Raw genomic sequence first — 13,483 nt, forward strand, 5'->3', positions numbered from 1 at the left:
CTTTTGTTTACTTTTTATATCCATATAGATGTAAAGATACAATTTACATATCGCAAAATAAGTATATACTTAAGGTAAGAGGTGATAATGATGGAAATGCAGAAAGTGTTGGAACAAAGAAGAAGTATTCGTAAATATCAAGATAAGCCGATAAAGAAAGAAGTTGTGGAGGAATTACTTCATGCGGCTCTTTTAGCACCTACATGGAAAAATTCACAGACAGGACGTTATTATGTTGTTATGGATAAAGATAAGCTAGAGCAGGTGAAAAAGGAAGGGCTTGCCCCATTTAATGCAGAGAATACGAAAGATGCTCCAGTTTTGATTGTTACAACATTTGTAAAAGATCGCAGTGGTTATGAACGTAACGGTGAACCAAGTAATGAACTGGGCAATGGCTGGGGTTGTTATGATTTAGGCTTGCAAAATGAAAACTTATTATTAAAAGCAACGGATTTAGGATTAAGTACCTTAGTCATGGGAATTCGTGATGCTGATAGACTACGTGAGATGTTAAGTATCAGTGAAGAAGAAATTATTGTATCAGTAATTGCTGTAGGATATGGTGATGCGACACCAACAATGCCAAAACGTAAAGAGATAAGTGAATTCGTTACCTTTTATTAAACTAAAAACGTATGATTACTTTGACTACCTTGACAAGGCTAGTTAAGATCATACGTTTTTTTGTGTTTTTTATTTAATTAAACTAGTTTTATTTTGCTGCTTTAAAGCCTCAGTATCATAACGAAGTGATTTTGGTAACAGCCAATATAAGCCGGTAATCAAAACAAGCGATATTGCTGCATCTCCTAACTTTAAGACCATAGCTCCAAAGAAGACGGAAAAGAATTGTGGTACTCCTTGTGCCATAGCAATCTTATAAAAGTGCAATTCCCATTTACTATCTGGAATCCCACCGGATTGCCACATGGTTAATAAGGCAGAAATGAAAGATGCGACTACAATTACCGTGATAAAAGTTGGAAGTATACGTTTTATACTGATTTTTCCGTTTACTTTCAACATGATACCAGTAACTAAGGCAACTCCCGCACTCACGGCAAAATAAATCAGCGAACTGGCATCATAGAAGAAGATGGAAGAAATGAAATTGTTAACAAGTCCAACCAACAGTCCGGCAGCAGGTTCCAAAACGATGGCGGCAAAAGCTGTTCCTTGTAAATCCAGCCATACAGGAAGGTGACAGAAATGGGCAATCAGATAGAAGACCGTATTGAAGATTACGGAAATTGCCATAACGATTACATAACGTTTTCTTCTATTCATGTGCTTCCTCCTCCTTCTCTTTTTGTTCTTTTCGCTTATTAATTTCTTCCAAGAAACCACCGGTCACAATACCAGCCGGTAAGGCAATGACAGCAACACCGAAGATGGAAGAAATCATACTGATGAGCTGTCCAATCATCGTGGTTGGATAAACATCGCCATAACCTACCGTTGTCAATGCGGTGGTTGCCCAATATAAAGCATCAAAGAAACTGTCAAAGGTTTGAGGCTCATAACAAAACATAGCTAATGCGGAAATAAAGATATAACCAAGAGCTACGCATAAGACGGATAACAGTGATTGTTTTTCTTTCTCAAATACATTTACGATATAAGTGAAATTCTCTGAATAATGTGCTAGTTTAGTAATACGGAACATTCGTAAGATTCGCCATCCTCCAGATAGTAATCCAAGAGAAGGTAGGATAGACAATAAATCCAACAATGCATAAGGTGTCAAGGGATAAACGATGAAAGCCCAAACACCTTTTGGTTTTATCATCATATAGTCTGCGACGATCCAACGAAAGATATAATCCATGAACAGCAAGTACACGGTAACTAAATCTAGCATATCCAAAATAGCATTACTTTTTTTAAACATTAAAGGGACAATGCTAAGAATAGCAACCCCACATATAAAGAAGTTATAGAGCTTGCTCCATTTTTCGTGTTTATTGGCTTTCCTAATTAGATGATAGATGTCTTCTCTCATAATATTTATCACCTCTTATCAGAAACGATAGGCACTTAATGGCAGTAAGATATGTCCGATTAGAATTACAGTTAATATTACGACAAACATCGTTAAGCCATAATGGTTGGCAAAATCGCGGTCTTCATATTTATTACGGATACGATTCACATTTATCACGGTAAAGGTTACCGATAGAATAGTTAATATACCCCAGAAATTGACGTATTCCATTAATCCGGTTTGTAAAGCATCCGGTAACAGATTCGCTCCAACCATAATATTGGAAACAGTACCGAATAATGCGGCAGGAATCATACCCAAAGGGTCCACGCGATGGTTCGTATTGATATATAAGGTAATAAATACCCAGATGGATGTGCCTAACAAGGCAATAAAGCATTTAAAGTATGTACCAAAATCAGAACGGTTTATTTCTATTTGCGTTACATATTCACTTGTGATCTTATTTCCTTGAAAGCGTGGATCGCCATGATTGTTAATATATTCATTTAATACGGCGGCACTTCCACTTTTCGTAAATTTATAACCGGCAATACTTATGTTTGGATTTGTCTTGTTTTCATCATCTTTTACAAAGATGACATCATTGATGAGATGATTTGATTCTAAATAAATACGCAATTGATGACTTTCTAATGGGAAACGCGGTGTCCAGAACGTCTTTGATACAGTGACACTTACACGGACTAATTGATAATTATGATTGCCTTGATGATATTCATCTACAACCTCAAGTTTTGTAATATTTCCTTTATAAATTCTGAAGTTGTGTGCCATGTCCAAATCGGGCTTTCCATCCCAGTTAAACCAAACCAGATAATCTAATGAAAAATTATTTGCTTTCAAATTAATCTCTTTTAGATTTTCTACATAGGTACCAACCTTAACTTCGGTGGCATTTTTGCTGTATTGATCAGCTCTTTTCTTAACTGCTGGATCAACCTGTAAATATTTATTCCAATATTGATCTTCTGAAACTTTATCCTGATATAATGAGCTAACCGTATATACCAGGAAAGAAATTGAGATCAAAAGGAATAAAAACAGGCTCCAGTAGAGTCTTTTTTTCTGCCATGGCAGCATGTTTTGAAACCAGTGCTTTTTCTTGTTTTCCATAATAAGTTCCCTTTCTTTCATTCTTGTTTGCTCCCCTGCACTTGTACTTTACAACTTGCACGTGATAGTACAAGTGTATTATACACCATGAATGAAAGCGGTTGTATTTTTCTTTTCAATTTATTTAATGATTATGTGATTATCATAGGATATTGGTTATAAATTATCGTTAAGTTGTTTTTCTTTTTATGTTTTTTGTCTACATGTACCTAATAGTACAAGGCTTGTTTGACATGCTGTCAGGCATGTTCTACAATGAAATAAATACAAGGAGGAAGTTATGAAAAAATATCTAGCAGAATTTATCGGCACTTGTGTGCTTGTGGTATTTGGCTGTGGCAGTGCTGTGGCCGCGAATACACTTGTACAAGCTACTGGTGTCAATGTGCCTTTGGCACTCTCCACATTACTTATCGCATTTGCTTTTGGTTTATCTATCGTCGCTATGGCATACTCTATTGGGAATATATCCGGATGCCATATTAATCCCGCAGTGTCTTTCGCTATGTGGATCAGTAAGAAACTTGATACAAAGGATTTTGTAAGTTATGTTATTGCACAATGTTTAGGTGCAATAGTTGGAGCTGCTTTATTGGTCTTCATGTTTGGATCAAATGCTTCTTTGGGGACAAATGGTTATGGGGCGCTAAGTGCTTTGCATACTGAAATGGGACAAGCTTTTGTTGTGGAAGTTGTCTTAACCTTTACCTTTGTACTGGCTATTTTAGGTGTTACCAGCAAGATTGAAAACAGTGCAGTAAGTGGTTTGGTCATTGGCTTAACATTGACATTAATTCATATCTTGGGGATTCCTTTCACTGGCACAAGTGTCAATCCGGCTAGAAGCTTAGGACCGGCATTGTTCGCTGGAGGAGATGCATTATCACAAGTTTGGCTATTTATCTTAGCTCCACTTGTAGGTGCAGCTATTGCTGCTCTTGTTTGGAAATTTATTGCCAGTCCGGACACAGAATAAGCATATATCCGATTGCTTTTTTGAAATAAAAAAGAGGAGAAATTCATATGAAGTCGGGGATCACATGGTTTTATCGAATTGCTTTGCTTTGCTGTATCACGTTATTTGGCGGTTACACCTTTTGTTCCAGAATGATTCAGCACTCCATGGTTCATGTCGTATTAAATCAGATCCACATTGAGAAAAAATTAGCAGAAAGGTTAAACTCGATCAACTTTCCAAAAGCAGAAGAAGAATCGGAAAAGTTAACCAAAATTTTAGAAGATATTGTAAATGATGAAGAAGTGTTAGCTGTCTTGAATGTATATACAGAAGCGTTTGTTGCCGACATTGTCAAAGATACGCAAAGTGAAACAACGATGAAGATCAATGAAACACTGAAACAGCAGGCGAATCAACATGCGAGTGAACTAAGCTTATTTACCGAAGGGCTTTTAAGTGAAAAAGAAGTATCCGCCATTATGACAACGGTAATTGATGCCATGGACGTACAGGCCTTATATGATGTTTCACTTCATATCATGAAAGAAGAGCTTAGTGATGTACAGCTGACAGCATTTAAAATCTTATATTTTTTAAAGGGAGATATCTGTCATTATATCAGCCAATTGGGTATGCTATTATGTTCGTTATTGCTAGTCATGCAAAAGAAAGGTTTGCGAGGATTAACCATGGTATGGTTAAGCGGCTGTTTGCTGATGTTTGTTGTATCACAAACAATACCACAACTGTTAGCACATGTCTTTGCGAATACAAAAGTGGCGGCTGCTTTGCAGGACAACATTGCTCAATTAGAACGTTATACATTAATACTGGGTGCCATCACCTTATTGTTGGCATGTCTAATGATGATAACGGCGTTTTTTAGGAAGAAAATCCTACATAAGAAGGACATAGCATAAATAAGAAAGAGAGTTATTTTATGAAAGGGAAACACATAGTGGCATCTGCTTTAGCTGTTACCATATGCCTTATGGGATGCAGCAATAACAAACAGGCAGACATCGATGCCGAAGTTACAAAATTAGAAGAAGAAGCGAAAAAAACGCTTCAAGATGTGCAAGAATATAGTAAAGAAGATATAAAGAAAGCAACAACGTACATACATGAAAATATGAATAAAGTAAAAGATGATGAGGTTGTGAAGAATCTGATTAAGGCAGGAACATATTTAGAGGCAGCTGCCAAAGCCGGTGCTACTGAATCAAGTCAAAAGTTAGCTAAACTAGGGAAAGATATACATACATATGCAAGTGATGTATATAAAGCGGCAGATGATAAAAAGGATGCAATCATTAAGGAAAGTAGTAATATGATTTCTTCATGGAAGGATACGTTGAATAAAGAGAAAAATAAGCTTATCGATGAATTTCAAAAGTTTATAAATCATTGATGTTAGATAAGGTGTTAGCATACGATGCATGTTGTTATCTGGTAAAGATAAAAACGTGAATGGTATACAACACCTTTTTCTTTACCGTAAAATTCAGAGGGCTATAAATTGCAATTTATTAGATGTCGGGTATAATAGTAAACGTAATAACAATAAAGGAGTTATGTATGAAAAAGGACATCGTTTATATTACAGGACACAGACATCCTGATTCTGATTCTATTATATCGGCTATTGCTTATGCCTTATTTAAACAGCGCAAAGGAATTCGTGCGATTCCATGCCGCTTAGGAGAACTGAATGCAGAAACAAAGTATTTATTAGACCGCTTTGGTTTTGAAGAACCAATGCTGTTTGAAGACGCAAGAGCTACTCTTGATGAAATTGAAATGGATGAGCCACTTACGATTTCACCTACAACGACGATTTATGAAACACTGCAGATGATGAATGAACAAAACAAGCAGTCTTATGGTGTAGTGAATCAAAAAGGTCAGTTATTGGGCATGGTAACAAAGAGTGATCTGGCAACGGTCGGTTTGGGAGATACAGCTGTCGGTATTGCTTTATTAAGAGAAACGCCAATTGAAAATATTTGTCGTACGATCAATGGCAGAATGATATATGATGATCCTAAACTTCATTTTAATGGAAAAGTCAGCATCATAGCCATGACGGAAACACGTCTGGCTAATTATGATGTTCAAGATCGACTGGTTGTGCTAGGAAATGATGCAAAAGCTCAAAAGACGGCCATTACCAAAGGGGCAGGTATCTTAATCGTTGTTTGGAGTGATTCTATTGATGATGAAGTTTTGGAATTGGCGAAACTACATCATTGTCCTATTATCATCAGTGGTCATGGTACAATGAATACTTCTCGTTATTTATATTTCTCACCATCTGTTAAACTGTTAATGAAGCGTGATGTTGTCAGCTTTAATATGGATGAATTTGTAGAAGATGTCGGTAAAAAAATGTTAAAAACACGATATCGCAGTTACCCGGTTGTCGATAATGATAATCATTTAAAGGGCTATATATCACGTTTCCATATCTTGGACCATCACAATAAAAAAGTGATTCTGGTGGATCATAATGAGTATTCGCAATCTGTCAAAGGAATAGAGGCGGCCGATCTATTGGAAGTTGTCGATCATCATCGCGTGTGTGATATCATCACATCTCGCCCCATTTCCTTCCGTAATGAAATCATCGGAAGTACGGCATCCATCATCACTTCAATTTATATGGAAAATCAGATGGATATTGCGAAAGACTTAGCAGGACTCTTGTTAGGGGCAATCTTATCAGACACATTGAAATTCCGCTCTCCCACAACCACTGCCAAAGATATCGGTATTGCCAAGACATTGGCAGATAAAGCAGGATTGGATATCGATGTATTTGCGAAGGAAATGTTTAAGGTAAGCTCCAACATCAGTCAAAAGAGTGTACATGATCTGATCAATCAAGATATCAAACGTTTTGAAATAGATGATAATGTGGTAATGATTGGACAGGTGATTGTTTCCAGTGTTGGTGAAGTGAAAGAAATAGAGGGTGAATTACAAAAAGAATTGGATGAATTCACCAGAAATAAAGGTTTAGATTTATGTGTGATTGTCTTTACCAGCATACTTGAAAATGGTTCTATCTTTTATTCATCCGGTGATAAGGCACAGGCCATCTTTGATGCCTTTCCAAATGAGAAAGAAGAGGAACACAGTTTCCATGAAGATGTATTATCACGTAAAAACCAGATCGTACCAACCCTATCCAGAGCAATGTTAAATGCCTTAGGATAAAATAAAAAACGGTTAAAGAAACACAATGCGGCGTTATCCATTATGATATCGTATGCATGTGTTACATAAACCGTTTTTTTATATCGGTAAATGTATAGAAAAAAACTGAAGCACCACATGTTTTTGCGGTGGACTTCAGTTTACCATGTTTTTTTAGATACTCTTTATATATATCTTTCAAAAAGCTGAACTTCTTTATCCACAAAAGCGATAATCATGTGGAAAAGCGTATACTGTTTTCTTAAAGAGTGTGCTTGCGCAATGCACAAGTAACCTTGCTTCTAAAGAAGTGTTATTTAAAAGCTTGTAACCAATAGAACTTTATTCTTATTTACCTTTTTCAATATAGGCATTAATGTTTTCTTCAACAACATTGAAAGGGGCAACACCACTCTTTAACAATGCCGTATGGAAAGCTTTATCGTCAAATGCATCGCCAAGTTTCTTGACCGCCTTTTCTTTTAAAGAAGCGATTTCTTCATAACCAACATAATATGGTTCAAAGGCACAAGGATTTGCTTGTAATTGACTATATTGTACCATAGCGTCATGATCACTTAATTGAAAGCCGATAGCATTGAAATGATCTTTGAAATCCTTTAACGACCAGCCTTCATAATGGATGCCGATATCTGCCAGTATGATCATATTGTAACTGGCAAGCTCATTTTCTTTTAAAGCAAGTAAGAGATTCTGATCTATATCCTTTAAATAATTATAAGCATAATACTGAGCATAAACAGCATAACCTTCAACATAAGCACTGGAATCTATGCAGGCATTCCGGAAAAGGTTTTGCTGATTCTCATACATGAAACTATATTGGAACATATGTCCAGGAAATCCTTCATGAGCAACCGTGGAATATGTCTGAATCTTATTAATGGCCCCTGTCTTTGGATTTACGCGCAATTGTTTTGTACCATCACCATCAAGTGGAGGAATGTTAAAATAAGCTGCCACACCGCTGCTAGAGGCAATTTCGTCATTTATTGCCTTAATATTATATTTTAATTCTTTAACGCTCGGGAAATCATTTGGTATTTGCGTTTTAATATAAGATAATATCTCATCATAACTCTTAAATGAAGTGACAGGCAGTTTGTTCTCTGTAATTTTTTTAACGATATCTAAATTGTTTATTACGATGCCTTGCAAATTTTGTAAATGCGTGTTAAAGCTGGTGTTCATCATTTTCTTGATATCATCCACACTCTTATTGCTGCCAATGCTTTTCTGTAATAATAAAGCATAATATGCTTTTCCATTTTCAAATTTAGCAAGTCCTATGTCATTGTTTTTGCCACTTTTTTTCAAGTCTTTCATCAAATCACTAATATCTTGATAGGCTGGCAGAAAGGAAGTAGTAAAAGCCTGTTTCAATTGTTTCTTGTAGGATTCGGCTTTTGTTTTACTCAGCTTGAGAGTATCGATGTTTTGATACATGGATGTTAATATGGCACTGTTTTCACCTTTTTTTAAAATGCCATCACAATATTTCTTTACATCATCCAAATTTGTCATAAGCAGTCCTTTATCTGCCTGTTCCTTTGTATATTGGATAACGCAATCAACATAAGGCTTTACATCTTTTACTAATAAGATTAAATCCTTAACATCCTGTTCATTACGTAAATCCCAGTCAGAGAATAAGGTTGGCATCTGATAATGTATCCCCGAGATGCTGGCAAACATCTGTTGATAATAGTCAAACTTTTTATCCATCAGCTGTAGTTCAATATTTCCTTGATATTCGAAACAATCGTATGTCTGTTTCTGCTCATCGCTTAAGATATCACGCTTAAATTCCTTAAATTCATCCCAGACCTTCTTCGCTTTTTCAGCAGCTTTATGCTGGTTTTCGATCGTTGGACGTTCTCCTAAATTTACTTTTACATTCGTTGGGTCGACACCGTGTTTTTGTGGTTGTTTCAGATATACATGCATGGTCGTATAGTCGCTTTCCATCTGCTGTATGAACTGTTTTTCAATAAAATGGTCGAATTTCTTTTGTTCTTCCTGGGGATCTTTTGAAGAACAGGCACCTAACGATAGTGCCATGATGCCGGATAAGGCTAATAACGAAAGACGTTTTATGATCTTCATGTAACATTTCCTCCTTGTGTTAGTATTAGTATACCCTTTTTTTATCGAATGGACAACTTATGAAGAAAGATGTATTGACGCATTGGTGTATTACGGGTATAATACAGTTAGGAGGTGGTATCGTGATAAAACTGCAGGATATAGAATTTCATCAAAAAGCTGCTGTATATCCGCAATTAGCTGACTATATCAAAAAAGGCATTTTACTGGGAGAAATTGTGGATGGTGAAGATATGCCGAGTCGCCGAGAGTTGGCTTTGCGCTTATCCATTAATCCTAATACTGTTCAAAAGGCCTATAAATTACTGGAAGATGAAGGATTTATTCGTACAATATCCAATATTCGCAGTATTGCTGTCGTAACCCAAGACACCAAAGAACGTATTCGCTGCCAGCTCATAGAACAACAAGTAAAAACCTTTATCACGGATTGTAAAAGCTGTGGCATGAATTTTCAGCAGACGATTGCTATCATGACCACATTATGGGATAAAATATAATTTTTTTATCGAATGAGTGTATTATGAATATAATACAGTAAGGAGAAGCTTATGAAAAACATGTTGAAATTAATGAATATGACTTGCCGCTCAGCAATCTCACAAATTATCCTTTTATTTCTTTGTGTGCTATTGGCAGAAGGAACATGGCTGTTTCTGCAATTAAAAAATATAGAACTCTTATACTATCATGATATGGGAATAAACATCATGATAATCCTCATAGGGTTTATCCTATTATTATGGATACAGGTAAAGCGATTCACCCATTTTGCCAAAAGTGGCGGACTTACCCGCATACAGGTATTGCCGGTATCGAAACGTTCTTTTATCTTTGGCGAAGTACTCTTCAATTATGCGAGTGTCTTATTGCTGGCAAGTGTCCCTTTTCTTGTATGGTTTATGATGATTGCCCTTCAACCGTTTCACTTTCCTTTTATGAATAATCTATATGCGTATGCAACTTTGCTCATCTCCATTACTGATTGGATGCCAATCAATGCTATTGAATGTGGTTGTCTGTTGCTTATTTTATTAGGTATTGCCTATATCATGGTCGCTTTCTCTTTTACGGCAATTGATTTAGACCGCCGTATAAGCCTAATTATGGTGCTGCTCATAACCTTTGTCATCATCCTTTTTCTGAATATGATTTTGTTTTCTTCTTCTCTGATGTTACCTTACCGCTATGAAATTTTTGCCGGAGAAGCTTTGCTGCTTATTCTATTATTGCATCGAAAGTTGGAACATGCATTCGTCAGGAGGAAATCCATATGAAAAAAATTATACTATATCTTACAACATCAACAGTATTGCTGTTGACATGCCTTGGTTATCATGTCAATCAATTATTTCCTAAAGATATTCCATTTGATAATAGTGATAAAGCAAGATCCGCCTTAGCGGGGATGACGATCGAAACAACATTCGGCATGCAAGATTCGGGCAGAACCCTATATCTCGATCTTAAAGATGGAGAGATCACCCAAAGATATACTCGTCAAAGTACACAAGAAAAGCAAAAAGATTATGAAATTTCTATGGAACGTATTTTTGAAATGGATGAACAGACAAAAAAGGCCATAGGAAAACCAAAGAATCTAAGTGAAGAGGGACATGAGATAAAAAGAGTTATACCACAGGCTGATGCGGCTTATGTGTTCTATAGTTCAAATAATATAAAAATACCTACACAGCATGTAAAATCCAATGAGCACTATCAATTACAGGAAACACTTTATGATATAAAGGAACAAACGGATGATACTTCTTATATCACGTTAGAACAATTGGATACGGATGTAAATGAAAGAGGAGTACAAAAGTATACAGATGTTCTTCCTACGGAAAGTCTGATTCGTGGTAAAGATGAGAATGTTTACTACTTCATGCCCCAGACAAATACACAATTTCACGGCGCTAATCATATTTATAAAATCAGTTGTGAATCGCAAGATAAAGCTTTGATACAGGAGAATAAAGTTAAGATAAAAGAAATTACACCAATGGTTACACTGCCGGCTAAGCGTTCTTATTTTATCATGGAAAAGGTTGCTGATCGTTTGTTGGTGATTGCCTATGATACGAAGGGAAATACTTATGCTATGCTCTATGATGAAAAAGGGAATTTACAGAAAGAGTTAAAAACCCAACAAAAAATATTATTCGATGAGTTTACATGGCAAAACGACGGCTATATCCATTATTTTGCGGATGGAAAACTATATCGTCTAGATACCAACACGATGAAACTCTCATGTGTATGCCCTTATGATACGATTAAATTAGATAATGTTAGTGTTGATGATGTGTATTATCGTGATGGGAAAACTTATGTGTTGACGCAAGATGCATCTTGTATCTATATCCAAGTCATAGAACATGAACAAAACGTGTATCAAGGAAAATGGCAGTTAGGTGACTATCGTGAAGATGAAGATGCGTATTATATGTTTTATCAAGCGCGTATCCGGAGGTGATGATCATGAAGGTGGTTCTGCATCAGATAAGGCATCATCTTAGCATATTATGGTGGAAAATCTTACTATTGTATGGCTTAGCATTTACCTTTCTGAATTTCTCTGATAACTTTCATTGTGTATATCAAGAGATCCATGATTATCCGAAAGAAACAGATATGTCATTTCTTATGCTTTTGTTTTTTGTAGTTCCTGTTTTGCTTATCGCTTTTCTACAATTGTACACATGGTATCAAAAAGGGAAGGTGCGTTGGCAATTGGTGATGCAGCAGCATTTCTTACAGGTCATCGCCGACATTATCGTGATAGCGGGTATTCTCATGATAGGCTATCTCCTGTTTTACGGCATCTATTATAAACATTCTATCGCTTATCTGGCAACGAATATCAAAGTGAACGATGTCTCACCGGTGTTTTGGCAAATGGTAAAACAACAAACGATTATGGCAAAGCTTTTGCCTGTGAATGTGTTAAGTTTTATCAGCATGATTTTATTAATTGTGCAGTTATCCAGCTTGCTTGTCGCAGCGGTCATGACGTTATGGAAAGAACAGGTGAAACCTATCACCAAGATGTATTTAATTTTCTCGTTATGTGTTTGTTTCTTACGTATTACGTATACGACTGAATATTTTCAAATACTATTCTATACATTGTGCATCTTCGCGAATATTGGTGTAGCTACACAGTGTTGGAAAAGGAAGAAACAGGAGGTAAGGACATGCTAGAATTGCATCATGTTGAAAAATTGTTTTTAGGAGATAAGGGTATCCACGATATAACAATTACGTTTCAGTCAGGGGAAATTTATGGCATCTTAGGGCGCAATGGCAGTGGTAAAACAACCTTGTTGAAGTGTATATTAGGCTTATTAGAAGTAGATAAAGGACAGATTTTGCTAAATGGAAAGCCTGCCTGTGAACAGTTGCAGGATATCGCATTTGCAAGTGCTGATGGCAGTAGTCTTCCTTATATGAAAGGAAAGGAATACGGACAATTTCTAGCGCAGTACTATCCATCCTTCTCAATGGAGGATTACTTACATTTTCTCAATCGTTTTGAACTAGATGCACAAGAGCGTATAGCGTCTTTATCAAAAGGGGGAAAGATGAAAATAGAACTGGCCGCTGCTTTTGCGCAACATGCCAAATTGATATTAATGGATGAACCCTTTACTTCTTTGGATATGTATGCTAAGGAAGATTGTATTCATGCTGTTTTAGAAGAAGTTATGGAAGAACGAATTTTGTTAATATCCACACATGATATCGCTGAAATTGAGACAATTGCGGATGGCTGTCTTGTTTTAGAAAATGGACGCTTAGCAGAAGTATTCACTATGGATGATTTGCATGAGCAAGGGGAAGATCTGAAAACACGTTTAGCTGCCTATCGCCCTGAAAAAGATAAGGAAAACAGAGAATAAGAGAATGTAGAAATATACTATAAATAGCTATATAAAGTATAAAATGATGGTTTTTTATACATCATACAGCTTATTTTAGAAGTATTATGTATATTCTTCGCTATTTTAAGAAAGGCTTATACGAAAGCTTGAAGAAGCGAATTATAAAAGGAAAAGGTTTGTATCAGGCTA

At 36.2% G+C, this 13,483-nt stretch carries 14 protein-coding genes; 10 read left to right on the top strand and 4 right to left on the bottom strand.

What is annotated here, in order from left to right:
* The first annotated feature begins 87 nt into the window (after positions 1-87).
* Positions 88-627, top strand: coding sequence for a nitroreductase family protein (locus tag EDD61_RS03790; protein WP_017144737.1), 540 nt, complete (start codon positions 88-90; stop codon positions 625-627).
* Positions 628-696: 69 nt separating this feature from the next.
* On the opposite strand, the gene EDD61_RS03795 is transcribed toward EDD61_RS03790, so the two are convergent.
* From EDD61_RS03795 to EDD61_RS03805, 3 genes are read right to left on the bottom strand one after another with little or no spacing between them, the layout of a single operon-like run.
* Entirely contained in the window at positions 697-1,290 is a 594-nt protein-coding gene (locus tag EDD61_RS03795; protein ID WP_132224079.1) for a hypothetical protein, read from the bottom strand.
* Positions 1,283-2,005 (bottom strand): potassium channel family protein, encoded by a 723-nt coding sequence (locus EDD61_RS03800; protein WP_243642685.1) that lies wholly within the window; start codon positions 2,003-2,005, stop codon positions 1,283-1,285. Before EDD61_RS03800 ends, EDD61_RS03795 begins: the two co-directional genes overlap by 8 nt.
* Positions 2,006-2,023: 18 nt before the next feature.
* A complete protein-coding gene (locus EDD61_RS03805; protein WP_008978003.1) occupies positions 2,024-3,145 on the bottom strand; it encodes a ligand-gated ion channel in 1,122 nt (373 codons plus the stop codon).
* Positions 3,146-3,404: 259 nt separating this feature from the next.
* On the opposite strand from EDD61_RS03805, the gene EDD61_RS03810 reads away from it, so the two are divergent.
* The 4 genes from EDD61_RS03810 (at position 3,405) to EDD61_RS03825 (ending at position 7,301) form a co-directional block, all read left to right on the top strand.
* Positions 3,405-4,100 (top strand): MIP family channel protein, encoded by a 696-nt coding sequence (locus EDD61_RS03810; RefSeq protein ID WP_008978004.1) that lies wholly within the window; start codon positions 3,405-3,407, stop codon positions 4,098-4,100.
* A 47-nt stretch (positions 4,101-4,147) separates the two neighbouring features.
* Positions 4,148-5,002: a glutamyl-tRNA reductase gene (locus tag EDD61_RS03815; protein ID WP_117547843.1), complete on the top strand. Its 855-nt coding sequence runs from the start codon at positions 4,148-4,150 to the stop codon at positions 5,000-5,002.
* A 20-nt stretch (positions 5,003-5,022) separates the two neighbouring features.
* Positions 5,023-5,493 carry a hypothetical protein gene (locus tag EDD61_RS03820; protein ID WP_132224083.1) on the top strand — a complete coding sequence of 157 codons (471 nt, stop codon included), beginning with the start codon at positions 5,023-5,025 and terminating at the stop codon, positions 5,491-5,493.
* Between the two features lie 167 nt (positions 5,494-5,660).
* Positions 5,661-7,301, top strand: a complete 1,641-nt coding sequence (locus EDD61_RS03825) for a putative manganese-dependent inorganic diphosphatase (protein WP_117547844.1) — start codon at positions 5,661-5,663, stop codon at positions 7,299-7,301.
* Positions 7,302-7,628: 327 nt separating this feature from the next.
* On the opposite strand, the gene EDD61_RS03830 is transcribed toward EDD61_RS03825, so the two are convergent.
* The gene (locus EDD61_RS03830; protein ID WP_132224085.1) at positions 7,629-9,407 is read right to left on the bottom strand and encodes a DUF885 domain-containing protein; all 1,779 of its coding nucleotides are present in this window, start codon (positions 9,405-9,407) and stop codon (positions 7,629-7,631) included.
* Between the two features lie 122 nt (positions 9,408-9,529).
* Between EDD61_RS03830 and EDD61_RS03835 the strand changes: the two genes are divergently transcribed.
* The 5 genes from EDD61_RS03835 to EDD61_RS03855 are packed head-to-tail and all read left to right on the top strand — an operon-like array spanning position 9,530 to position 13,312.
* Positions 9,530-9,907: a GntR family transcriptional regulator gene (locus EDD61_RS03835; RefSeq protein ID WP_017144738.1), complete on the top strand. Its 378-nt coding sequence runs from the start codon at positions 9,530-9,532 to the stop codon at positions 9,905-9,907.
* 51 nt (positions 9,908-9,958) lie between these two features.
* Positions 9,959-10,684, top strand: coding sequence for a hypothetical protein (locus tag EDD61_RS03840; RefSeq protein WP_008690314.1), 726 nt, complete (start codon positions 9,959-9,961; stop codon positions 10,682-10,684).
* On the top strand, positions 10,681-11,886 hold the full coding sequence (locus EDD61_RS03845) for a hypothetical protein (RefSeq protein WP_132224089.1): 1,206 nt from the start codon (positions 10,681-10,683) through the stop codon (positions 11,884-11,886). Before EDD61_RS03840 ends, EDD61_RS03845 begins: the two co-directional genes overlap by 4 nt.
* A 5-nt stretch (positions 11,887-11,891) precedes the next feature.
* Complete coding sequence (locus tag EDD61_RS03850) at positions 11,892-12,614, top strand: hypothetical protein (RefSeq protein WP_132224091.1); 723 nt, start codon at positions 11,892-11,894, stop codon at positions 12,612-12,614.
* A complete protein-coding gene (locus EDD61_RS03855) occupies positions 12,608-13,312 on the top strand; it encodes an ATP-binding cassette domain-containing protein (protein ID WP_132224093.1) in 705 nt (234 codons plus the stop codon). Before EDD61_RS03850 ends, EDD61_RS03855 begins: the two co-directional genes overlap by 7 nt.
* Positions 13,313-13,483 lie beyond the last annotated feature (171 nt).

The sequence above is a fragment of the Longicatena caecimuris genome (genome assembly GCF_004341945.1).
Classification (GTDB): domain Bacteria; phylum Bacillota_I; class Bacilli_A; order Erysipelotrichales; family Erysipelotrichaceae; genus Longicatena; species Longicatena caecimuris.

Bases quoted from the DNA above. Each gene is read 5' to 3' on its own strand.
- EDD61_RS03790 (WP_017144737.1), top strand. From the start codon at position 88: ATGATGGAAATGCAGAAAGTGTTGGAACAAAGAAGAAGTATTCGTAAA.
- EDD61_RS03795 (WP_132224079.1), bottom strand. From the start codon at position 1,290: ATGAATAGAAGAAAACGTTATGTAATCGTTATGGCAATTTCCGTAATC.
- EDD61_RS03800 (WP_243642685.1), bottom strand. From the start codon at position 2,005: ATGAGAGAAGACATCTATCATCTAATTAGGAAAGCCAATAAACACGAA.
- EDD61_RS03805 (WP_008978003.1), bottom strand. From the start codon at position 3,145: ATGAAAGAAAGGGAACTTATTATGGAAAACAAGAAAAAGCACTGGTTT.
- EDD61_RS03810 (WP_008978004.1), top strand. From the start codon at position 3,405: ATGAAAAAATATCTAGCAGAATTTATCGGCACTTGTGTGCTTGTGGTA.
- EDD61_RS03815 (WP_117547843.1), top strand. From the start codon at position 4,148: ATGAAGTCGGGGATCACATGGTTTTATCGAATTGCTTTGCTTTGCTGT.
- EDD61_RS03820 (WP_132224083.1), top strand. From the start codon at position 5,023: ATGAAAGGGAAACACATAGTGGCATCTGCTTTAGCTGTTACCATATGC.
- EDD61_RS03825 (WP_117547844.1), top strand. From the start codon at position 5,661: ATGAAAAAGGACATCGTTTATATTACAGGACACAGACATCCTGATTCT.
- EDD61_RS03830 (WP_132224085.1), bottom strand. From the start codon at position 9,407: ATGAAGATCATAAAACGTCTTTCGTTATTAGCCTTATCCGGCATCATG.
- EDD61_RS03840 (WP_008690314.1), top strand. From the start codon at position 9,959: ATGAAAAACATGTTGAAATTAATGAATATGACTTGCCGCTCAGCAATC.
- EDD61_RS03845 (WP_132224089.1), top strand. From the start codon at position 10,681: ATGAAAAAAATTATACTATATCTTACAACATCAACAGTATTGCTGTTG.
- EDD61_RS03850 (WP_132224091.1), top strand. From the start codon at position 11,892: ATGAAGGTGGTTCTGCATCAGATAAGGCATCATCTTAGCATATTATGG.
- EDD61_RS03855 (WP_132224093.1), top strand. From the start codon at position 12,608: ATGCTAGAATTGCATCATGTTGAAAAATTGTTTTTAGGAGATAAGGGT.